The organism is Priestia sp. TRN 1309, assembly GCF_050846875.1.
Classification (GTDB): domain Bacteria; phylum Bacillota; class Bacilli; order Bacillales; family Bacillaceae_H; genus Priestia; species Priestia zanthoxyli.
On record NZ_JBOZGM010000013.1, the window covers coordinates 20,634 to 42,329 of the forward strand.

At 38.2% G+C, this 21,696-nt stretch carries 19 protein-coding genes and 2 tRNA genes; 19 read left to right on the forward strand and 2 right to left on the reverse strand.

Annotation, left to right across the window (positions count from 1 at the left end; genetic code table 11):
* Positions 1-46: 46 nt before the first annotated feature.
* From pth to ACRPLQ_RS25975, 11 genes are all read left to right on the forward strand, one after another.
* On the forward strand, positions 47-604 hold the full coding sequence (pth, locus tag ACRPLQ_RS25925) for an aminoacyl-tRNA hydrolase (RefSeq protein ID WP_028412641.1): 558 nt from the start codon (positions 47-49) through the stop codon (positions 602-604).
* 59 nt (positions 605-663) lie between these two features.
* Entirely contained in the window at positions 664-894 is a 231-nt protein-coding gene (locus ACRPLQ_RS25930) for an anti-sigma-F factor Fin family protein (RefSeq protein WP_013054869.1), read from the forward strand.
* A gap of 69 nt (positions 895-963) precedes the next feature.
* Entirely contained in the window at positions 964-4,494 is a 3,531-nt protein-coding gene (gene mfd / locus ACRPLQ_RS25935) for a transcription-repair coupling factor (protein WP_048021886.1), read from the forward strand.
* 249 nt (positions 4,495-4,743) lie between these two features.
* Positions 4,744-5,280, forward strand: coding sequence for a stage V sporulation protein T (gene spoVT / locus ACRPLQ_RS25940; protein ID WP_028412643.1), 537 nt, complete (start codon positions 4,744-4,746; stop codon positions 5,278-5,280).
* Between the two features lie 229 nt (positions 5,281-5,509).
* Positions 5,510-7,114: a putative polysaccharide biosynthesis protein gene (locus tag ACRPLQ_RS25945; RefSeq protein ID WP_028412644.1), complete on the forward strand. Its 1,605-nt coding sequence runs from the start codon at positions 5,510-5,512 to the stop codon at positions 7,112-7,114.
* A 12-nt stretch (positions 7,115-7,126) separates the two neighbouring features.
* Positions 7,127-8,587, forward strand: coding sequence for a nucleoside triphosphate pyrophosphohydrolase (gene mazG, locus ACRPLQ_RS25950; RefSeq protein ID WP_432236331.1), 1,461 nt, complete (start codon positions 7,127-7,129; stop codon positions 8,585-8,587).
* Positions 8,588-8,607: 20 nt separating this feature from the next.
* Positions 8,608-8,874, forward strand: coding sequence for an RNA-binding S4 domain-containing protein (locus tag ACRPLQ_RS25955; RefSeq protein WP_013054875.1), 267 nt, complete (start codon positions 8,608-8,610; stop codon positions 8,872-8,874).
* Positions 8,875-8,973: 99 nt separating this feature from the next.
* Positions 8,974-9,279 carry a sporulation protein YabP gene (gene yabP / locus ACRPLQ_RS25960; RefSeq protein ID WP_013054876.1) on the forward strand — a complete coding sequence of 102 codons (306 nt, stop codon included), beginning with the start codon at positions 8,974-8,976 and terminating at the stop codon, positions 9,277-9,279.
* On the forward strand, positions 9,276-9,899 hold the full coding sequence (gene yabQ / locus ACRPLQ_RS25965) for a spore cortex biosynthesis protein YabQ (RefSeq protein ID WP_028412646.1): 624 nt from the start codon (positions 9,276-9,278) through the stop codon (positions 9,897-9,899). The genes yabP and yabQ overlap by 4 nt, the downstream gene beginning before the upstream one ends.
* A 4-nt stretch (positions 9,900-9,903) precedes the next feature.
* Positions 9,904-10,275, forward strand: a complete 372-nt coding sequence (locus tag ACRPLQ_RS25970) for an FtsB family cell division protein (RefSeq protein WP_013054878.1) — start codon at positions 9,904-9,906, stop codon at positions 10,273-10,275.
* Positions 10,276-10,363: 88 nt separating this feature from the next.
* Positions 10,364-10,831: a S1 domain-containing RNA-binding protein gene (locus ACRPLQ_RS25975; RefSeq protein WP_013054879.1), complete on the forward strand. Its 468-nt coding sequence runs from the start codon at positions 10,364-10,366 to the stop codon at positions 10,829-10,831.
* Positions 10,832-10,952: 121 nt separating this feature from the next.
* On the opposite strand, the gene ACRPLQ_RS25980 is transcribed toward ACRPLQ_RS25975, so the two are convergent.
* Positions 10,953-11,024 (reverse strand) — tRNA-Glu (locus ACRPLQ_RS25980).
* 10 nt (positions 11,025-11,034) lie between these two features.
* Positions 11,035-11,108: transfer RNA gene (locus tag ACRPLQ_RS25985), tRNA-Met, on the reverse strand.
* A gap of 312 nt (positions 11,109-11,420) precedes the next feature.
* Here ACRPLQ_RS25985 and spoIIE point away from each other — a divergent pair.
* From spoIIE to hslO, 8 genes are all read left to right on the forward strand, one after another.
* On the forward strand, positions 11,421-13,898 hold the full coding sequence (gene spoIIE / locus ACRPLQ_RS25990) for a stage II sporulation protein E (protein ID WP_013054880.1): 2,478 nt from the start codon (positions 11,421-11,423) through the stop codon (positions 13,896-13,898).
* A gap of 71 nt (positions 13,899-13,969) precedes the next feature.
* Positions 13,970-14,710: a VWA domain-containing protein gene (locus ACRPLQ_RS25995; protein ID WP_013054881.1), complete on the forward strand. Its 741-nt coding sequence runs from the start codon at positions 13,970-13,972 to the stop codon at positions 14,708-14,710.
* A complete protein-coding gene (locus ACRPLQ_RS26000) occupies positions 14,679-15,644 on the forward strand; it encodes a protein kinase domain-containing protein (RefSeq protein WP_034263697.1) in 966 nt (321 codons plus the stop codon). Before ACRPLQ_RS25995 ends, ACRPLQ_RS26000 begins: the two co-directional genes overlap by 32 nt.
* Before the next feature lie 96 nt (positions 15,645-15,740).
* The gene (gene tilS / locus ACRPLQ_RS26005) at positions 15,741-17,117 is read left to right on the forward strand and encodes a tRNA lysidine(34) synthetase TilS (protein ID WP_028412648.1); all 1,377 of its coding nucleotides are present in this window, start codon (positions 15,741-15,743) and stop codon (positions 17,115-17,117) included.
* A gap of 27 nt (positions 17,118-17,144) precedes the next feature.
* Positions 17,145-17,684, forward strand: a complete 540-nt coding sequence (hpt, locus tag ACRPLQ_RS26010; protein ID WP_028412649.1) for a hypoxanthine phosphoribosyltransferase — start codon at positions 17,145-17,147, stop codon at positions 17,682-17,684.
* Between the two features lie 93 nt (positions 17,685-17,777).
* Positions 17,778-19,688 carry an ATP-dependent zinc metalloprotease FtsH gene (gene ftsH / locus ACRPLQ_RS26015; RefSeq protein WP_013054885.1) on the forward strand — a complete coding sequence of 637 codons (1,911 nt, stop codon included), beginning with the start codon at positions 17,778-17,780 and terminating at the stop codon, positions 19,686-19,688.
* 219 nt (positions 19,689-19,907) lie between these two features.
* Positions 19,908-20,675 (forward strand): type III pantothenate kinase, encoded by a 768-nt coding sequence (locus ACRPLQ_RS26020; RefSeq protein ID WP_013054886.1) that lies wholly within the window; start codon positions 19,908-19,910, stop codon positions 20,673-20,675.
* 12 nt (positions 20,676-20,687) lie between these two features.
* A complete protein-coding gene (gene hslO, locus ACRPLQ_RS26025) occupies positions 20,688-21,566 on the forward strand; it encodes an Hsp33 family molecular chaperone HslO (RefSeq protein ID WP_028412650.1) in 879 nt (292 codons plus the stop codon).
* Positions 21,567-21,696 lie beyond the last annotated feature (130 nt).

Below are 21,696 nucleotides of genomic sequence, written 5' to 3' on the forward strand. Positions count from 1 at the left end.
TTACCTATTATGTACAACTCACATAGAGTGGAAAGGAGTATCTATTTTGAAATTAATCGTTGGTTTAGGGAATCCTGGAAAAGAATATGACCGTACTCGTCATAACATAGGATTTATGGCAATTGATAAAATTGCCGAACAGTTTATGATTTCATTAGATAAAACAAAGTTTAACGGAATATATGGAACAGGTATAATAAGAGGAGAAAAAGTCATATTATTAAAGCCTCTAACATATATGAATTTATCAGGAGAAAGTATTCGCCCGTTAATGGACTATTTTGATATAGACGTCGAAGACTTGCTTGTTATTTACGATGACTTAGATTTGCCGTGCGGAAAAGTAAGATTGCGTACAAAAGGAAGTCCAGGCGGCCATAACGGAATAAAATCAATTATTCAGCATTTAAAAACCCAAGAGTTTAACCGAATTCGTATTGGGATTGATCGTCCGAAAAACGGTATGAAAGTAGTTGACTATGTACTAGGGCGCTTTACAGAAGATGAAATGGTTCATATGGAAGAAGCGATGAAAACGTCTGTGCACGCGAGTGAAGACTTTTTAGGTCAAACGTTCTTAGAAGTAATGAATCGCTATAATTAAGCAGAATAAAATTTCTCTCAATCGTCCATACTAACACTAAAAGATTTGGGAGGATTTGTATGTCTATTCATTATTTCTGTAGACATTGTGGCGCAAAAGTCGGTATGATAGAAAAGACAGCTCACAATACAGAAGCACTCGGTTTTAATCACCTGACCGCAGATGAACGAAAAGACTTTATTCACTACCATAATAGTGGAGACATCGTGGTTAAAATTATTTGTGAAGACTGTCAAGAAGCGCTAGAACGAAATCCAGACTATCATCAGTACGAAACATTTATACAATAAAAAGCTTTGGTCTCAAACCAAAGCGTTTTTCTGTTTAGTTTAGACATATCATGGGAGGAGGGAATTCCTTTGCGAGGGATTAGACAGCAATTTGAAGAAAATAAAGAAATTGGAGCTGTTGTCAGCAGTTTAGAAGAAGGTTTGAAAGAACAGTTAGTAACGGGAATTTCCGGTTCAGCTCGATCTGTATTAATGGCACTCTTAAATGAGGATAAAAAATACCCCTTATTAGTAGTGACTCATAATTTATATCAAGCCCAAAAAGTGTATGAAGACCTTTTGCACCTTTTACCGGAAAAAGACGTTTTCTTATACCCTGTTAACGATTTAGTTGCTACAGAAGTGGGGATTGCAAGTCCAGAATTAAAGGCTCAGCGAATTGAAGTACTCAATTATTGGAGTCAACATACAGGTGGAGTAGTTGTAACCCCGCTTGCAGGAATTCGAAAGCTGCTGCCTCCTAAAGCAAGATGGGAGCAAACGCAGCTGCCGTTTCAAATGGGAATTGACATCGACGTTGATCATTATTTAAAAAGGTTAGTTGAGTTGGGTTATGAGCGGGCATCGATGGTTTCAGCTCCGGGTGAGTTTAGTGTGCGCGGAGGAATCATTGATATTTATCCGTTAACAGAAGAGCTACCTGTCCGAATTGAACTATTTGATACCGAGATCGATTCCATTCGTACTTTTACAATTGAGGATCAACGCTCTCAAGAACAGTTAAAAGAAATTTCAATCGGCCCTGCTACGGAAATCATTGTGAACCAAAATGAAGTGGCCCAAGGAATTGAAGAACTAGAAGCACAGCTGGCTTCGACGCTGCAGCAAGTGAAAAACGCAGCGCTAAAAGCTACCTTAACAGAAAATATTAAAGGTGAAATTGAACAGCTGCGTCAAGGTCAACTTCTTGAAAATATGTTCAAGTATTTATCATTCTTTTACGAATCGCCTGCTAGTTTACTAGATTATTTACCAGAAGGTGGCCTTGTCATCTTTGATGAAACAACTCGAATTCAAGAGACGTCTGATCAGCTTGAAACAGAGGAAGCTGAATGGATAACAGAATTATTAGGACAGGGGCAAATTGTTCGAGATGTTCAATTATCTCATAAGCTCCCATCTCTTATTCAGCGAGCAAAACATCAGTTTTTATACTTATCGTTATTTTTGAAGCACGTATCGTATACGAGTCCGCAAAATATTATTAATATTTCATGTAAGCAGATGCAGCAGTTTTACGGCCAAATGAACTTATTAAAAAGTGAAATTGAACGTTGGAAAAATGCTAATTATACGGTAGTCCTCTTAGGAGCAGATAAAGAGCGCGTGAAAAAACTCGAAGGGGTGCTAGCAGATTATGATATTGATTCATCTATTTTAGATGGAAATGGTCAGCTTGTGCCAGGTCTTGTTCAAATTATTGAAGGCGATTTACAAATGGGCTTTGAACTGCCGATGCAAAAATTAGCAGTTTTAACCGAGGAAGAATTGTTTAAAAAACGGATCAAGAAATCAAAGCGTCGTCAAAAGCTTTCCAATGCAGAGCGTATTAAAAGCTATTCAGAGTTAAACGTAGGTGACTATGTCGTTCACGTGAACCACGGTATTGGCCGTTATTTAGGAATGGAAACGTTAGAGATTAACGGTAATCATAAAGATTATATCCATATCAAATATGAAGGCTCTGACAAGCTGTACGTTCCTGTTGAACAGATTGATCAAGTACAAAAATATGTAGGCTCTGAAGGGAAAGAGCCGAAAGTATATAAACTTGGCGGAAATGACTGGAAGAAAGTGAAACGAAAAGTTGAGTCTTCTGTTCAAGACATCGCTGATGACTTAATTAAACTGTATGCAGAGCGCGAAGCAAGTAAAGGTTATGCATTTTCCCCGGATGGCGATTTACAGAGAGAATTTGAAACAGCTTTCCCTTATCAAGAAACCGAAGATCAGCTTCGTTCTGTACAAGAAATTAAAAAGGATATGGAACATGAAAGACCAATGGATCGTCTGCTTTGTGGAGACGTTGGATACGGAAAAACAGAAGTAGCCATTCGTGCTGCGTTTAAAGCTGTGACAGATGGAAAACAAGTGGCTATTTTAGTACCAACCACTATTTTAGCTCAGCAGCATTATGAAACCATCCGTGAGCGTTTTCAAGACTACCCAATTAATATTGGGCTATTGAGCCGCTTTCGCAGCCGTAAACAGCAGCAGGAAACAATTAAAGGGCTAAAAAACGGGACCGTAGATGTAGTGATTGGTACACATCGTTTACTATCTAAAGATGTGATTTATAAGGATTTAGGGTTGTTAGTTATCGATGAAGAGCAACGTTTTGGTGTAACGCACAAGGAAAAAATCAAGCAAATGAAAGCAAACGTTGATGTCCTTACACTTACAGCAACACCTATTCCACGAACATTACATATGTCTATGTTGGGCGTAAGGGATTTGTCTGTTATTGAAACGCCGCCTGAAAATCGTTTTCCGGTTCAAACATATGTAGTGGAGTATAATCCGGTTCTAGTTCGTGAAGCGATTGAGCGTGAGTTAGCGCGTGATGGCCAAGTTTACTTTTTGTATAATCGCGTAGAAGATATTGAACGAAAAGCAGAAGAAATTTCGATGCTCGTGCCTGATGCTAGGGTAACGTATGCCCACGGAAAAATGAATGAAACAGAACTCGAAGCGGTTATCTTAAGCTTTTTAGAAGGCGAATATGACGTGATTGTGAGTACAACTATTATCGAAACAGGAGTAGATATTCCAAATGTAAATACGCTCATTGTCAACAATGCTGATAAGATGGGATTATCACAACTGTATCAATTAAGAGGACGCGTAGGTCGTTCAAATCGCGTGGCATATGCGTACTTTACGTATCATAAAGACAAAGTACTGACAGAAGTAGCTGAAAAGCGTCTGCAAGCTATTAAAGAATTCACCGAATTAGGTTCTGGTTTTAAAATTGCTATGCGTGATCTTTCAATACGTGGCGCCGGAAACCTACTGGGTGCTCAGCAGCATGGATTTATCGATTCTGTCGGTTTCGATCTCTATTCACAAATGCTTAAAGAAGCGATAGAGGAAAGACGCGGGTCTGACGGAGAAAGTGTGAAATTTAATGTGGAAATGAACCTGGACTTAGACGCGTATATCCCTGATCAGTACATTACAGACGGCCGCTTGAAAATTGAGATGTATAAGCGCTTTAGAGGAATTGAAGCGCTAGAGGATATTCAAGAACTGCAAGATGAAATGATTGATCGTTTTGGAGAGTATCCGGCTGAGGTTGAGTATTTGTTTAAAGTAGCTGAAACAAAAGTATATGCAACGCAGAACCTAGTAGAATCTATTCTTCAGTCAAAACAAGAAATTTCTATTCTGCTGTCTGAAGAAGCGAGCTCAACGATAGACGGTCAAAAATTATTCATGCTAGGTGATCAATTTGGCAGAATGGTCAGCTTAGGTATGGAAGGCAAAAAAGTAAAATTAGTGGTTAATGTAAAAGGACTTGCTCAAAAAGAATGGCTCAATATTGTGTATCAGTTAGTAAAAGGAGTAGCTACTGTTAAAAAAGAACAAGTTACGAATTAAAAAGAAGGCTCATTTTTGAGCCTTCTTTTTATATAGCCGAAATAAAAATGTCCAAATCCCCATGTTTTGGCGGTTTTTTGGACATTTTTTTAATAAAAGCACACTTTTTAACAAAAAAAGAGATGGTTGGTGAATAGAAGTTGTAGAGTGAAGAATACTAACCTCAACAAAGGTGAACCTTTTATCATATAGCCATCAGTGATATTCACCAACTATTTTAATCATCATATGAAAGAGAGGCTTCAATGAATGAAAGCAACAGGTATTGTTCGTCGTATTGATGATTTGGGTCGCGTTGTGATTCCAAAAGAAATTAGAAGAACACTTCGCATCCGAGAGGGAGACCCGCTAGAGATTTTCGTCGATCGCGATGGAGAAGTTATTTTAAAGAAATATTCGCCAATTAGTGAATTAGGAGATTTTGCAAAAGAGTATGGCGAAGCGCTATACGATAGCTTAGGTCATCCTGTACTTATTTGTGACCGCGATGTATTTATTGCGGTAGCAGGAAGCTCTAAAAAAGAATACTTAAATAAAAACATTAGTTCTTTAGTAGAATCTGTTATGGAAAGCCGCAGTTCTTCTTTAGTAACTGATGGGAAAAACCTTGAATTTGTCGATGGATACGAAGAAAATATTTCTTCTTACACAATCGGTCCGATTATTGCAAATGGAGATCCGATTGGAGCTGTTGTCATCTTCTCAAAAGAGAAGTCTCTTGGTGAAGTAGAGCATAAAGCAGCCGAAACGGCAGCTAGCTTCTTATCTCGTCAAATGGAGCAGTAAGCGTAATTATCTTTATTTTACATTATTTACTGAAAAGGTAGCAGTTTCTGCTACCTTTTTTCATGCTGTCTTACCTTAGAAATAAAGAGAACATGATATAATGGTACGGTATTTTATTTATTGGAAAGTGCAGGATGTTTTATAAGAACAAAGCGCTATTCTTCTACAGTTAGCGGCTCATAAAAAGCGTTGTTCACATAATTACAAGCTGCAGGTGAAAGGTGTAGGAATGCAGAAACAATCAAAGCTCTATTCTATTTTTAACGGCGCGATTATTTTAACGCTCGCAGGTTTATTTACGAAAATCTTAAGTGCTACTTACCGTATTCCATATCACCATATTGCGGGAGATATAGGGTTTTATATCTATCAGCAAGTTTATCCGCTATATGGAATTGCGCTACAGCTAGGTACATACGGTTTCCCTGTAATTATTTCAAAGTTAGTAGCCGATTATGTGGCAACAAATCGGAGAAAGGAAATCCGAGGAATACTTCAAGTTTCATTTGCTTTTTTGTTTGTAGTAGGCTGCATAATGTTTTCCCTCCAATATATCTTTGCAGAAACGATTGCCGAGTGGATGGGAGATCGTCAGTTAACGCTTCTCATTCAAATTATTTCATTTTCGTTTTTACTTATTCCGTTTATTGCTGTCATTCGTGGTTATTATCAAGGATTATATAATATGTTTCCTACTGCGTTGTCTCAAATCGCAGAACAAATTGTTCGAGTAGGGACTATTTTGTGCCTATCTATTTTCTTTATCCACCATGGGTATGGTCCTTATACTGCAGGAGCAGGAGCTATTTTTGGTTCCATAACAGGCGGTATAACATCTCTTATTATTTTATGTTTATTTGTTTTTAGAACAAAGACAAATTCTAAGGGAGTATTTCAACGCATAAAAAAAGCAGACATCAAAAAAGTAGTGAAAATCCTTATTATTCAAGGTTTATTAATTTGTATCAGCGCTATGGGTCTGCTGTTTATTCAGCTTATTGATTCCTTTACATTATATTCTGGTCTGACGGCGCATGGCATGGCTGAACAGGCAGCAAAAGTTTCAAAAGGTATTTATGACCGTGGACTTCCGTTGATTCAATTAGGTACAGTAGTAGGTACAGCTTTTTCACTTTCACTTGTACCCGTTATTTCTTCAGCCATTGCGAAAAAGAACTTGTCATTTGTGCTTGAAAAAGTTCAGCTGTCTCTCCGACTATCGCTTGTAGTCGGAGTTGGAGCAGCCTTTGGCTTGATTGCGCTGATGAAACCCATTAATATGCTTTTATATAGTAACTCCGACGGAACGGACGTTTTACAAATTTTGAGCTTGTTAGTTATATTTACAACCGTAGCAGCAACTGCTGGAGCTGTGCTTCAGGGGATGGGAGCTGTTTTCGCACCTGTAATAGCCGTCATCGCTGGCATGACGGTTAAACTGATATTGAATCTTTGGCTAATACCAGATTTTCAAACCATAGGAGCAGCCATTGCTTCCTCAGCTGGATTCGCTATTGTTGCAGCAATCAATCTATTTTGTCTGTATAAAAAGCTAGCTGTATCGCTCGTTCCGAAAAAGGCGAGTGGAGGTATTTTTATAACGGGCATAGCAATGGTCATTCTTTTGCAAAGCTATTTATTTTGTTTACATCACTTTGTATGGTCTAATGGTTTAGATACAAGCAAACAAGTGGTTGAAACAGGATCTGGTGTTTTAATAGGCGGTTTGTTTTATTTGTTTATCATTATGAAACAACATATTTTTACCGAAGAGGAATTACGTTTACTTCCAATGGGAAGTGTTTTAGCTAAATACGTATTAAAAAATAAATAAGAAGGTGAAGCAATGACAGGTAAAGTAACAGTTATTGGTTTAGGAGCAGGCGATTTAGAGCAGCTACCCGTAGGCATCTATCGCTTGCTGCAGCAGGAAAAGCATATTTATATGCGCACAAAAGAACATCCTGTAATCAAAGAATTAGAAAGTGAAGGCTTGACGTACGTATCCTATGATGACGTATACGAATCTTATGATGGATTTGAAGAGGTATATGAACATATATCAAATGATTTAATCGATAAAGCTTCAGTAGAAGAAGTGGTGTATGCCGTTCCCGGGCATCCTTTAGTGGCAGAACGTACGGTTCAATTACTTTTACAAAAAGGAAAAGAACGCAGCATTCCTGTTGAAATTAAAGGGGGACAAAGCTTCTTAGATCCAATTTTTGGCGCACTAAAGATCGATCCTATTGAAGGATTTCAGCTGCTAGACGGAACAGACTTAAAGCGAAGCGAAATAGAGTTAACGGGTCATGTTCTAATTGCTCAAGTGTACGATCAGTTCGTTGCTTCAGAGGTAAAACTAACGCTGATGGAACACGTTCCTGATGATTACCTCGTTTACATTGTAACGGCAGCGGGAAGCAGTGAAGAAAAAATCCAGCCGGTCAAGCTGTATGAATTAGATAGAGAAATGTCGCTCAATAACTTAACGACTATTTATGTCCCTCCAGTAGCGGACGAAACGGTTTTATACCATCAATTTGACTCATTCAGAAGGATTATTGCCACGCTCAGAGGGCCAAACGGATGTCCTTGGGATCAAAAACAAACGCATGAATCGCTCAAGCGCTATTTGCTAGAAGAGTCTTATGAGTTATTAGATGCAATTGACCGTCAAGATGACGATAATATGATTGAAGAGCTCGGTGATGTATTGCTGCAGGTATTGCTTCATGCACAAATCGGTGAAGATGAAGGAATGTTTTCAATTGATGACGTCATTCGCAGTGTTTCAGAGAAAATGGTAAGACGCCATCCGCATGTATTTGGGGAAGTGAGCGTGAATGATGCAGATGAGGTCTTAAAAAATTGGGATGAAATCAAAAAAGAAGAAAAAGGAGAGGCGCCTTCTTCTCTGTTAGCTTCTGTACCTGGGGCTATGCCTTCTTTAATGAAAGCGCACGGATACCAAAAACAAGCTGCAAAAGTTGGTTTCGATTGGTCAGAAGTTGAACCTATGTGGGAAAAAGTACAGGAAGAACTTGCTGAATTCCAAGATGAAGTACAGCATGCTGATAAAGAAAAAATGAGCGATGAATTTGGAGATATTTTATTTGCTTTAGTGAATATTGCAAGATTTTATAAAATCGACTCTGAAGCTGCATTAGCTAAAACGAATACAAAATTTTTAAATCGATTTCAATATATTGAAGAAAAAGTGAGAGCTTCTGAAAAACCATTTGAATCTTTTTCGTTAAAAGAGTTAGATGAATTTTGGGAAGAAGCCAAAAAAACAGGTTTGTAAAACAGAAAGGTGAGGGAATTATGAGGTTAGATAAATTTTTAAAAGTATCACGTTTAATTAAGCGCCGTACATTGGCAAAAGAAGTATCAGACAAGGGCCGTATTACGATTAATGGTATCGTTGCAAAAGCAAGCACAAATGTGAAAGTAGGAGATGAATTAGCCATCACATTTGGCACGAAGAAAATTACCGTTAAAATAGAGGCCCTTCAAGAAGCAGCTAAAAAAGAAGAAGCAGCTAATTTGTACTCAATTGTCAAAGAAGAGCGTATTTCATCTGAAGTATAACTGATGAAGGCTTGTTCTAAATCACCTTTCTCATTCATATGTTTTAAACAACAGATAACAAGAGCGAATGCTCTTAATGAATGAGGTGGGGATGAAGATATGAGCCAATTTTATGAAACAAGCAATTCAAACAAAGACCATACTCCAAATCATGATTTAGTGATGAAGGGTCGGCGTCTCTTAGATATCACGGGTGTGAAGCAGGTAGAGAGCTTTGACAATGAGGAATTTTTACTTGAAACAGTGATGGGTTTCTTGTCAGTTAGAGGGCAAAATCTGCAAATGAAAAATTTAGACGTTGATCAAGGAATTGTATCGATAAAAGGAAAAATCTTTGATATAGTTTACTTAGATGAGAACCAATCGGAGAAGGCTAAAGGATTCTTTAGTAAGTTGTTTCGATGAGTTTAAACATTCAGCTCTATACAATGCTTGCGATGGTATCGATGGGAAGCGGTTTAGGTGCTTCTCTCGATACTTATCGTTACTTTGTTAATCGCTCTAAATCACGCCCATGGTTTGTATTTGTAAATGACGTATTGTTTTGGATGGTGCAAGCTCTTCTCATTTTTTATGTGTTGTTTTTAGTGAATGAAGGAGAACTGCGTTTGTATGCGTTTCTTGCTTTGTTTTGCGGCTTTGCCGCGTATCAAAGCTTATTTCAATCACTGTATTTAAAAGTATTAACATTTACTGTCTCGAGCGTATTAAGTTTATATCGAGGTGTTTTAACGCTTAGTAATATTTTTTTGGTCAAGCCTATCCGCTTCTTTATTCATATTCTACTTGTAGTCGCTTTAGGGATCTACCGAGCTGTTCATAAGCTGCTCGTATTCTGTCTAAAGCTTATTTACTTACCGACTAGGTGGGTTCTTTTCGTATTTTGGAGAATGATGCCTAAACCTGTAAAACGATTTTTACATATGGGTTTTCGGTATATAGAAGGAATTTACAATCGTGCAAAGAATATGATAATGAGAGTCGTTGCATGGGTGAACACTTTAAAAAACAAGGGGGACGACTAATTCAATGAGTGCGGTACGAAAAAAAAAGGTCGCGAAGTTAAATACTGATTATAGCCATAAACAAGAACAAATTAAACAAAATACAGATCGAAAGCGTATCGGTTTAATTAGGCGTTTGACTGTTTTCGGAGTGTTGGCCTTAATCATTGGTGGATTGATGGTATCAGCTTTAATTACGCAAACCTCAGCTATTGAGAACAAAAAAGCTGAGAAGGTAAAATTAGAACAGCAGCTGACAAAATTACAAAGCAAGCAAAAACAGTTAAAAGGTGAAATCGTCAAGTTGAATGACGATGATTATATTAAAAAGATTGCCCGCAGAGATTATTTTTTATCAGAAGACGGGGAAATTATCTTTAATGTAAAAAAAGACTAAACGTATGGTTCGTTGACAGTGTATTTTTGCTTTTTGTATAATATAATAAATTGATTTCTTTTATCATTTAAGGAGGAGCATTTTTTTTATGTCAATCGAAGTAGGCAGCAAGTTACAGGGAAAGGTAACAGGTATTACGAACTTTGGAGCTTTTGTTGAGTTACCAGGAGGTTCAACAGGCTTGGTTCATATCAGTGAAGTAGCTGATAATTACGTAAAGGACATTAACGACCATTTAAAAGTGGGCGACGAAGTTGAAGTCAAAGTAATTAACGTTGAGAAAGATGGTAAAATTGGTCTTTCAATTAAGAAAGCGGTAGATAAACCAGAACGTCCAGAAAGACCAGAGCGTCCTGCAAGAGCGCCACGCTCAGACCGTCCACGTGATTCACGCCCACAACGTAATAACAATCGTGGTGGCGGTAATGATTTCCGTACAAAAGAAACATTCGAACAAAAAATGAATCGTTTCTTAAAAGACAGTGAAGAACGTTTATCTTCCCTAAAACGCCATACCGAATCAAAACGCGGTGGACGCGGTGCAAAACGCGGTTAACTTGCTGCTTATATCAAATAGATAGCGAGTTTTTGGAAAGTACCTTTTATCTAAAAGGTGCTTTTTTTATATGTAAAAAAGAGTAGAAAAAAAGCATGTACTTGTTGTACATGCTTTTTGATGACCCGTACGGGATTCGAACCCGTGTTACCGCCGTGAAAGGGCGGTGTCTTAACCGCTTGACCAACGGGCCGTTATTCGAGTAGCGGCGGAGGGGATCGAACCCCCGACCTCACGGGTATGAACCGTACGCTCTAGCCAGCTGAGCTACACCGCCATTATACGTTCTCTAAAAGACATTTATAATAATATAAAAAAGCAGGGTTATTGTCAATAACTTTTTTGTTATTTTTATAGACTTTTATTTGCTTTTAAAAAAGAATGATGAGCATAGGCTTTCTCTGGGGCGAACAGTATCTCTCATATTTTTTAAATCTCCATGTAAGATTGTACATCTTTTTGTATAGTTTTCAATATAATACTAGAAAATAGTCGAACGATTATAGGTATTTTGCTAGTCCGTTTGACAAAATTTCACCTTTCGCCGCGATATAATAACGAATAAGTATAATTAGCGGGTGGTGGGAGAATGCAAAAGACGGAAAGAGATTTTGCAAGTCCAACAACAGAGGCGGTATTTAACCGAACTAGATTAGAAATGTCCCGTGTATTTACAAAGGCGGGTATGAAAACGGAAAAGGTGTTATTTCAATGGGGATTATTGCTGCTAGTCGTAGGTTTCTTATTAGGACGAGCGTTAATTTTAATGAAAATCATGCCATTTGCTTTGCCATTCTTTGCAGCCGTAATGGCTATAAAGAAAGAAAAAGCACCGTTAGCAAGTTTAGCCGTATTGGCAGGGGCATTTAGTGTTTCCATTCAAAATGGAGGTACCGTATTTGCTACACTATTTGTTTTCTTACTAATTCATCGATTTAGCGGCATACTGACAATGGATCCGTTAAAGAAACTGCCGTTCACTGTATTTAGCGCGATGTTACTTACAAAACTAACTATTTTTTATGTGTTTACCAAGGAATTCACCATGTATGATTTTACATTTGTGGCAGTAGAAGCAGGGTTGAGCTTTATCTTAACAATGATTTTCCTACAAAGCGTGCCTTTAATTTCATATCGAAAGCGAAAACAATCATTAAAAACAGAAGAAGTGATTTCTCTTATTATTTTGTTGGCATCTGTTATGACAGGGACAATAGGGTGGATGATTTACGGCCTTTCGGCTGAACATATATTATCTCGTTACTTAGTATTAGTTTTTGCGTTTGTATCTGGCCCTACGATAGGAGCTACGGTCGGGGTCGTAACCGGTTTAATTTTAAGTTTCGCGAATGTTTCTAGTTTGTACGAAATGAGTTTACTCGCTTTTTCTGGCTTGCTTGGAGGACTTTTAAAAGACGGTAAAAAGCTAGGGGCAGCTCTAGGGCTGGTTGTTGGTTCATTGCTAATTGGCCTATATGCTCAGGCAGATCAAGGATTGACGACTAATTTGTATGAATCACTGACGGCCGTTGTCCTATTTTTATTAACCCCATCTTTTGTTTTGAAAAACTTAAGTAAACTAGTACCAGGGACATCTGAAAATATGCTTGAACAACAGCAGTACGTGCGTAAGATCCGAGATGTAACAGCAAATCGCGTAGAACAGTTTTCAAATGTTTTTCAAGCACTTTCCAAAAGCTTTACGCAAAATGGATTTTACGATGAAAAGCCAAGCGCTGATAAAGAAGTTGATTATTTCTTAAGCAGCGTTACCGAAAGGACGTGCCAATTTTGTTTTAAAAAAGAACAATGCTGGGCACAGCAGTTTGATACAACCTATGAATATATGAAGGAAATTATGCTTGAAGTTGATAATGGCACTCTTGAACAAAATCCAAGGCTAATTCGAGAAATGGACAAACATTGCGTGAAATCGAAAAAAGTCATCGATGTGATTGAGCATGAACTTACGTATTTTAAAGCCAATCAGCACTTAAAAGCACAAATTCAAGAAAGTAGAAGGATTGTAGCAGAACAGCTTCACGGTGTCTCTGAAGTCATGGGGAATTTTGCAAAAGAAATTAAGCGAGAGCGCGAAAATTTAAATGTACAAGAAGAACAGATTTTAGAAGCTCTTCGTAACTTTGGGATGGAAATCAATCAAATTGAAATTTATAGCTTAGAACCTGGAAATGTAGATATTGAAATGTGGGTGCCATATTGTCACGGAAGAGGAGAATGCGAGAAAATTATTGCGCCAATGCTTACAGATATTTTAGGTGAAAGTATTGTAGTAAAGAACGAAGAATGTGCTAAATACCCTCAAGGCTATTGCCACGTTTCGTTTGGCTGTACAAAAGCATACGTTGTTGATACAGGCGTAGCACATGCTGCTAAAGGCGGAGGGTTTGTATCCGGTGACAGCTATTCCATGATTGAGCTAAACGCCGGTAAGTATGCACTAGCTATTAGTGATGGCATGGGAAATGGAGAGCGTGCCCACTATGAAAGCAGCGAAACGCTTCAGCTGTTAAAACAAATTTTACAAACAGGAATAGAAGAGACAATTGCAATCAAATCGATTAACTCTATTTTATCCCTGCGTACAAACGATGAGATCTTTTCGACCTTAGATTTAGCGATGATTGATTTACAAGATGCCAATGTAAACTTCTTGAAAATCGGTTCTACGCCAAGTTTCATCAAACGCGGAGATAAGGTTATTAAAATACAGGCAAGCAATTTGCCAATGGGCATTATTGAAGAATTTGAAGTGGATGTTGTGAATGAACAAATGAAGGCGGAAGACTTGTTAATTATGATGAGTGACGGTGTATTTGAAGGACCGAAACACGTTGAGAACTACGAAATGTGGATGAAGCGAAAAATTGGCGAGCTTCAAACAAACGATCCACAAGAAATTGCAGACTTAATTATGGAAGAAGTTATTCGAACAAAATCAGGTTTAATTGAAGATGATATGACGGTAGTTGTGGCAAAACTTCAGCACAATACCCCGAAATGGTCATCGATTCCTTCTTACGCTTATCGTAAAAAAGCACAATAGTTAGATAGAAGTATATTTTATCTCCTCCTCGTCTATCATGTTAATACTGATAATGAGGAGGGGATTTTTTTATGAAAAAAGGTACATTGAAACAGATGTTGGTCATTACGGACGGTGGTTCGAATACAGGTGAAGATCCGGTAGCAATGGCTGCACTAGCTAAAGAACAAGGAATTAGTGTAAACGTTATTGGTGTGATGGAAGAGGATACAATTGATGAGCAAAGCACGAATGAAATAGAAGGCATTGCCATGTCAGGCGGTGGCGTGAGTCAAATTGTTTACGTAAAACAGCTGTCTCAAACTGTTCAAATGGTTACAAGGCAGGCAATGACGCAAACACTTCAAGGCGTTGTAAATAAAGAACTTCAGCAAATTCTAGGTTCCTCTAATTCAAGATTAGAAGAGTTATCTCCTGAGAAGCGTGGAGAAATCATGGAAGTGGTTGATGAACTTGGGGAAACGGTTGACTTAGAGATTCTTATTTTAGTTGACATGAGCGGAAGTATGAAAAATAAGCTCCCTACTGTAAAGGAGTCGCTGTTAGATTTATCGTTAAGCTTGAATGCTCGCATGGGGCACAATCAATTTTCAATCTTTTTATTTCCTGGGAAAAAGAAAGATGTAGAGAAGCTAATGGACTGGAATCCAAGATTAGAGTCGCTTTCAACGATTTTCCCAAAACTAACAGCAGGAGGTATTACGCCTACTGGACCGGCTATCAAAGAGGCTACTCATTATTTCACCAAAAAGCGCTCATTGAGAGGGTTGTTAAAAAATAATGAACAATACATTGAAGAATCAGGTATGTAACCTATCTCCGGGAACAGAAATTCAAGGGAAATGGCATCACGTCCATTATAAAATTCTTGAGAAATTAGGCGTGGGAGCAACTGGAGTTGTCTACTTAGTCCAATTAGTAAACGGAACGCTAGCAGCGTTAAAAATAAGCTTTTCCAACATGTCCGTTACAGCAGAAGTGAATGTATTAAAAAAGTTGTCTCAAGTCAAAGACAAAGTGCTAGGACCGCGTTTACTTGATGTAGATGATTGGAGCTATGGTTCTCACGCTCTTTCTTTCTATGTAATGGAGTATGTGAAAGGGCAGCCTCTCCTTTCTTTTATCTCAACAAGAGGGACAGAATGGTTGCAAGTGTTTGCAAGCCAGCTCTTAACAGACTTAGAAAACCTTCATGAAGAAGGGTGGGTATTTGGCGATTTAAAACCCGAAAACCTGGTCGTAACATCTAACCCTGTAAAAGTTCGATGGATCGACGTGGGAGGAACAACTCTGCAAGGGCGGTCAATAAAAGAATTTACCGACTTTTATGATCGAGCGCACTGGGGGCTTGGCTCCCGAAAAGCAGAACCGACCTATGATTTGTTTGCCGTATCTATGGTTTTGATTCACGCGGCTTATGGCAAGCGAATTAATAAAACAGACAAACCGGCTGAACAATTAAAACAATTTATATTAACAACAAAGCAGTTGGAGCCTTTCGGAGACGTTTTGTATCAAGCGGTTACGGGAAAGTATAAGTCAGCTAAAGAAATGAAAACAGAGGTGTTATCGGTCGAAAAAAGAAGAGGGGCAAAAAGTAGAGGAACAAAGCCTCAAAACGTTCGTCAACCGTCTGCCCCTCGTGTTAAAGTAAAGAAGAAGCGTTCTCACGTGTTAGAGACGCTACTACTTTGTACGTCTGTAATGTTGATTTATATTTTGTATCTATTTATTCAAGTGCTATAAAGTTTGGAGAAATTGTGAAACTTTCCTTATAGTCATTCGTATAAAGTAAATTAATGATACATTATTGCGTGTACATTATAAGGATGAGTCATTCCTATGGAAAAGCAAGTGAACAATTTTATGACAAAACATCAGTTATTATCCGCAGGCTCTACGGTGGTTGTAGGTATTTCTGGTGGTCCTGATTCTTTAGCGCTGCTGCATTTCTTATGGAGTCTGAAAGAGCAAAAATCTCTTACGATTATTGCTGCTCATGTTGATCATATGTTCCGGGGCCAAGAGTCACAGCAAGACATGGAATATGTGCAGAACTACTGCAAACAATTGAATATTAAATGTGAGGCGAAGCAGATTGATGTTACTGCCTATCAGAAGGAAAGAAAGCTATCTTCTCAAGTAGCTGCTAGAGAATGCCGCTATGCATTTTTTACTCATGTTATGAAGAAGCACAAAGCAAACCTTCTTGCATTAGGACATCACGGAGATGATCAGATTGAAACGATGTTAATGCGAATGGTTCGAGGTAGTACGATGAATGGATACGCAGGGATGCAGCCCAAGCGGCCATATGGGCATGGATTTATTATTAGGCCTTTCCTAGCCGTAACGAAAGAAGAAATCAATCGCTACTGTAAGCTACATGGGCTTACACCTCGAATTGATCCGAGTAATGAGAAAGACTCGTACACGAGAAATCGGTTTCGTCATTACGTTTTGCCATTTTTAAAGCAAGAAAACGTCGCTGTACATGAAAAATTTCAACAATTTAGCGAGAACTTGCATGAAGATCAAGCATACTTAGAGGAATTAACGACCGATGTGATGAATAAAGTAATGAGAAAGAAATTGCAAAATGAAATTCTCATTGATAGAGATTGTTTTCTAAGGATACGCAAGCCTTTACAAAGGCGTGGTATTCAACTAATATTAAACTATCTCTATAAAGAAATTCCTCCAACCCTTTCCTCAGCGCATGTTGACACGTTAGTAGGATTTTGTGAAAGTGAAAAACCGTCTGGGACGCTTGACTTTCCAAATGGTTTACGCATTATCCGATCTTACAACGACTGTCTTTTCACCTTTAATGAGGGGAACATCGAGCCATATGAATTTATTGTTCCGATTCCAGGGGTCGTTGAGCTTCCAAATGGTCACCAGCTTATTTGTGAAATACATAATAAAGTCGAAGATATAAAAGGAAACGATGTTTTTCTTTTAGATGAAGCTCACGATTTACAATCATTAAAGGTAAGGACACGAAAAAATGGCGATAAAATGCGAGTAAAGGGCATGAAGGGACATAAAAAAGTAAAGGATATTTTTATCGATGAAAAAATCCCTTTACACTTCAGAGATCATTGGCCGGTAGTGGAAGATAGCCAAGGAACTATTTTGTGGCTACCTGGTTTGAAAAAATCTGCTTATGAACTGCATACACATAAGTCCAGATATGTTATTTTATACTATAAGTAGCGAAAACTTCTAGGAGGCAAGTAAGGAATGAAGCAGGATATTCAAGAAATTTTGATTTCAGAAGAAGAAATACAACAGAAAGTAAAAGAATTGGGTAAGCTATTATCTGAGGAATACGCTGACCGTTTTCCTTTGGTAATCGGTGTACTAAAAGGCGCTATGCCTTTTATGTCTGATCTAATTAAGCGTGTTGATACATATTTAGAAATGGATTTTATGGATGTATCAAGTTATGGCAATGCGATGGTTTCTTCTGGTGAAGTAAAAATCCTAAAAGATTTAGATACATCAGTTGAAGGTCGAGACATTCTTATCTTAGAGGATATTATCGACAGCGGCTTAACACTTAGCTATCTTGTAGAGTTATTCAAGTACCGTAAAGCTAAGTCAATTAAGATTGTCACACTCTTAGACAAACCAACAGGTCGTAAAGCAGCTATTAAAGCAGATTACGTTGGATTTGAAGTACCTGATGCGTTCGTAGTAGGGTATGGATTGGATTATCAAGAAAAATATCGTAACCTGCCGTATATTGGGGTTCTTAAACCGCAAGTATACAGCAATTAAGAAGCACATATCCAAGTGCAATTTATTGGATAGGATAAATGTTCTATGTTAGTATTGAATACAGTATTTGTTTATCGTGGGAGGAGGTAAGAAATGAATCGGATCTTCCGTAATACCATCTTTTATTTACTTATATTTTTAGTCATTATTGGCGTGGTAAGCTTCTTTAGTGGCTCTAATCAAAAAGCAGAACCAATGAGATACGATACATTTGTTCAACACTTAGACAAAGGTGATGTGAAATCACTCTCTATGAAGCCTGAAAGAGGCGTGTATGTTGTGCAAGGAAAGTTAGATTCTTATAAAAAGGATCAAACGTTCCAAACTTACATCGTAGATGGTGACAAAGCACTTGATCGTATTGACGCTGCTTCAGAAAATAATCAAGTAGAAGTTGATTTTAAACCTGCTGATGAAACAAGCGGCTGGGTAACGTTCTTTACGTCAATCATTCCGTTTGTTATTATTTTCATCCTATTCTTCTTCTTACTGAACCAAGCTCAGGGCGGCGGAAGTCGTGTTATGAACTTCGGTAAGAGTAAGGCTAAGCTTTACAGCGAAGAAAAGAAAAAGGTTAAATTTAAAGACGTAGCTGGTGCAGACGAAGAAAAGCAAGAACTTGTGGAAGTTGTTGAGTTCTTAAAAGATCCTCGTAAATTCGCAGAGCTAGGTGCAAGAATTCCGAAGGGTGTCTTACTTGTGGGACCTCCTGGTACTGGTAAAACATTATTAGCAAGAGCTGTTGCTGGTGAAGCAGGCGTTCCTTTCTTCTCTATCAGTGGTTCGGACTTTGTTGAAATGTTTGTTGGGGTCGGTGCTTCTCGTGTTCGTGATTTATTCGAAAATGCGAAGAAGAATGCTCCATGTATTATCTTTATTGATGAAATCGATGCTGTAGGTCGTCAACGTGGCGCAGGTCTTGGTGGTGGACACGATGAGCGTGAACAAACATTGAACCAGTTGCTTGTTGAGATGGATGGTTTTGGTGCTAACGAAGGTATCATTATTATTGCAGCAACAAACCGCCCGGATATTTTAGATCCAGCGTTATTACGTCCAGGCCGCTTCGACCGTCAAATTACGGTAGATCGTCCAGATGTAAATGGCCGTGAAGCAGTGCTTAAAGTACATGCTCGCAATAAGCCTTTAGATGAATCAGTAAACTTAAAAGCAATTGCTATGCGTACGCCAGGTTTCTCAGGTGCAGATTTAGAAAACTTGTTAAACGAAGCTGCCTTAGTAGCTGCTAGACAGGACAAAAAGAAAATTGAAATGGTCGATATTGACGAAGCAACAGACCGCGTAATTGCAGGTCCAGCTAAGAAAAGTCGAGTTATTTCTAAAAAAGAACGCAATATTGTTGCTTATCATGAAGCAGGACATACAATTATCGGTGTCGTATTAGACGAAGCTGATATGGTACATAAAGTAACCATTGTTCCACGTGGGCAAGCTGGTGGATATGCTGTTATGTTACCAAAAGAAGATCGCTACTTTATGACGAAGCCAGAGCTGCTGGATAAAATTGTTGGATTGCTTGGTGGTCGCGTAGCTGAGGAAATTATTTTCGGCGAAGTGAGTACAGGTGCTCACAATGACTTCCAGCGTGCAACAAGCATCGCTCGTAAAATGGTAACAGAATACGGTATGAGTGAAAAGTTAGGACCAATGCAATTCGGTCAATCACAACAAGGCCAAGTATTCTTAGGTCGTGATTTACACAGTGAACAAAACTACAGTGATGCGATTGCTCATGAAATTGATAATGAAATCCAACGTTTCATTAAAGAAAGCTATGAGCGTGCGAAGCAGATCTTAACGGAAAACCGTGACAAGTTAGAGCTTGTAGCTCAAACATTGTTAGAAGTAGAAACGTTAGACGCTGAGCAGATCAATCACTTAGTAGATCATGGAACTCTTCCAGACCGTTCTAGTCACGTAACAGATGAAGATGTTAAAGTAAACATCCAAACAAAGACAGACGATGAAGAGCCAAAAGCATAAGATCAAAAAAGATCAGTGGAGACAATCTCCACTGATCTTTTTTATTGGGTAGAAGTTAGATTTGGCAAAAAGTTTTTCATATATAGTGGATAAGTAGGATATCTACTAGAGAATTGTGTCATTATATTCCTATTTTATCTAGAATATACACGTCTATTTACCAGTTATGGTATGATGGTTTCAGTGTGAATACTGAATTTAAATAAAGTGGTGATTGAAATGATTTTTGTATTAGATGTTGGAAATACCAATACGGTATTAGGTGTATACGATGGAGATGAATTAAAGTACCATTGGCGTGTAGAAACAAGCCGTAATAAAACAGAAGACGAGTATGGCATGACAATCAAAGCCTTGCTTGAGCACGTTAGTTTATCTTTTAAAGATATTCATGGTATTATTATTTCCTCTGTTGTTCCTCCTATTATGTTTGCATTGGAGAGAATGTGTCAAAAGTATTTTCATTTAAAGCCGCTTGTTGTTGGTCCTGGAATTAAGACGGGTTTAAATATTAAATATGAAAATCCACGTGAAGTGGGAGCAGACCGTATTGTCAATGCTGTTGCTGGAATTCAGCTGTACGGAAGCCCTTTAATTATCGTTGATTTTGGTACCGCAACCACATATTGCTACATTGATGAAAATAAGCAATATATGGGTGGTGCAATTGCCCCTGGTATTAATATTTCGACAGAAGCTCTTTATTCAAGAGCATCTAAGCTTCCGCGTATTGAAATTGCGCGACCAAATAGCATTGTTGGGAAAAATACAGTATCTGCGATGCAAGCAGGTATTTTATATGGATACGTTGGACAAGTAGAAGGAATTGTAGCAAGAATGAAAGAGCAAGCAACAGTAAATCCTAAAGTTATTGCTACTGGAGGACTCGCAACATTGATTGCTAAAGAGTCGGATATTATTGATATTGTGGATCCATTTTTGACTTTAAAAGGATTACAAATAATCTATACAAAAAATATGGAGTAAGAGGTGTATATTATGGGCGACTATTTAGTAAAAGCACTAGCTTACAATAGTCAAGTTCGCGCTTATGCGGTAAAAACAACGGATACAGTTGGAGAAGCGCAGCGCCGTCACTATACATGGCCTACAGCCTCTGCAGCATTGGGACGTTCAATGACTGCGGGAGTTATGATGGGGGCTATGCTAAAAGGTGAGCAAAAGCTAACAATTAAAATTGAAGGCCGCGGCCCAATTGGTGTTATCTTAGTAGACAGCAATGCCAAGGGTGAAGTGCGTGGATATGTAACGAACCCGCAAACGCACTTCGATTTAAATCAGCATGGAAAATTAGATGTAGCACGTGCTGTAGGTACAGATGGTACGCTGAGTGTTGTAAAAGATATCGGGATGCGTGATCAATTTAATGGACAAGTACCTATCGTATCGGGAGAATTAGGAGAGGATTTCACGTATTATTTCGTGACATCTGAGCAAGTTCCATCTTCAGTAGGTGTAGGTGTACTTGTTAACCCTGATAACACAATCTTAGCTGCGGGTGGATTTATCATTCAGCTTATGCCAGGAACAGATGATCAAACGATTACAGCTATTGAACAACGTTTACAAACGATTGAACCCATTTCAAAACTGATTCAAAAAGGTCTTTCTCCTGAGGAAATCTTAGAAGAAGTTCTTGGAAAAGAAAACGTAAAGTTTCTAGAGACAATGCCTGTAGAGTTCAAATGTCAGTGCTCAGAAGAAAGAATTGCTAATGCCATTATCAGCTTAGGAAAAGAAGAGATTCAATCGATGATTGAGGAAGACGGCCAAGCTGAAGCACAGTGTCATTTTTGTAATGAAACCTATCGTTTTGATAAAAAGCAGCTAGAAGAAATGAAAGAACAAGCAATTTAAATGAAATAAAAGATTCTTTAAAGGCGTCATTTTATAAATGAACGCCTTTTTTTATAAGTGTTAAGTCCTATTTATGTATATATTGATCTAAAAATATAACAAAAATAGGTAAATGGAAAGACAAAATGAT

Bases quoted from the DNA above. Each gene is read 5' to 3' on its own strand.
- spoIIE (WP_013054880.1), top strand. From the start codon at position 11,421: ATGCAAAAGACGGAAAGAGATTTTGCAAGTCCAACAACAGAGGCGGTA.
- ACRPLQ_RS26000 (WP_034263697.1), top strand. From the start codon at position 14,679: ATGAACAATACATTGAAGAATCAGGTATGTAACCTATCTCCGGGAACA.
- ACRPLQ_RS25945 (WP_028412644.1), top strand. From the start codon at position 5,510: ATGCAGAAACAATCAAAGCTCTATTCTATTTTTAACGGCGCGATTATT.
- tilS (WP_028412648.1), top strand. From the start codon at position 15,741: ATGGAAAAGCAAGTGAACAATTTTATGACAAAACATCAGTTATTATCC.
- spoVT (WP_028412643.1), top strand. From the start codon at position 4,744: ATGAAAGCAACAGGTATTGTTCGTCGTATTGATGATTTGGGTCGCGTT.
- ACRPLQ_RS25975 (WP_013054879.1), top strand. From the start codon at position 10,364: ATGTCAATCGAAGTAGGCAGCAAGTTACAGGGAAAGGTAACAGGTATT.
- yabP (WP_013054876.1), top strand. From the start codon at position 8,974: ATGAGCCAATTTTATGAAACAAGCAATTCAAACAAAGACCATACTCCA.
- ACRPLQ_RS25930 (WP_013054869.1), top strand. From the start codon at position 664: ATGTCTATTCATTATTTCTGTAGACATTGTGGCGCAAAAGTCGGTATG.
- ACRPLQ_RS25970 (WP_013054878.1), top strand. From the start codon at position 9,904: ATGAGTGCGGTACGAAAAAAAAAGGTCGCGAAGTTAAATACTGATTAT.
- ACRPLQ_RS26020 (WP_013054886.1), top strand. From the start codon at position 19,908: ATGATTTTTGTATTAGATGTTGGAAATACCAATACGGTATTAGGTGTA.
- hslO (WP_028412650.1), top strand. From the start codon at position 20,688: ATGGGCGACTATTTAGTAAAAGCACTAGCTTACAATAGTCAAGTTCGC.
- yabQ (WP_028412646.1), top strand. From the start codon at position 9,276: ATGAGTTTAAACATTCAGCTCTATACAATGCTTGCGATGGTATCGATG.
- mazG (WP_432236331.1), top strand. From the start codon at position 7,127: ATGACAGGTAAAGTAACAGTTATTGGTTTAGGAGCAGGCGATTTAGAG.
- ACRPLQ_RS25955 (WP_013054875.1), top strand. From the start codon at position 8,608: ATGAGGTTAGATAAATTTTTAAAAGTATCACGTTTAATTAAGCGCCGT.
- ACRPLQ_RS25995 (WP_013054881.1), top strand. From the start codon at position 13,970: ATGAAAAAAGGTACATTGAAACAGATGTTGGTCATTACGGACGGTGGT.
- hpt (WP_028412649.1), top strand. From the start codon at position 17,145: ATGAAGCAGGATATTCAAGAAATTTTGATTTCAGAAGAAGAAATACAA.
- ftsH (WP_013054885.1), top strand. From the start codon at position 17,778: ATGAATCGGATCTTCCGTAATACCATCTTTTATTTACTTATATTTTTA.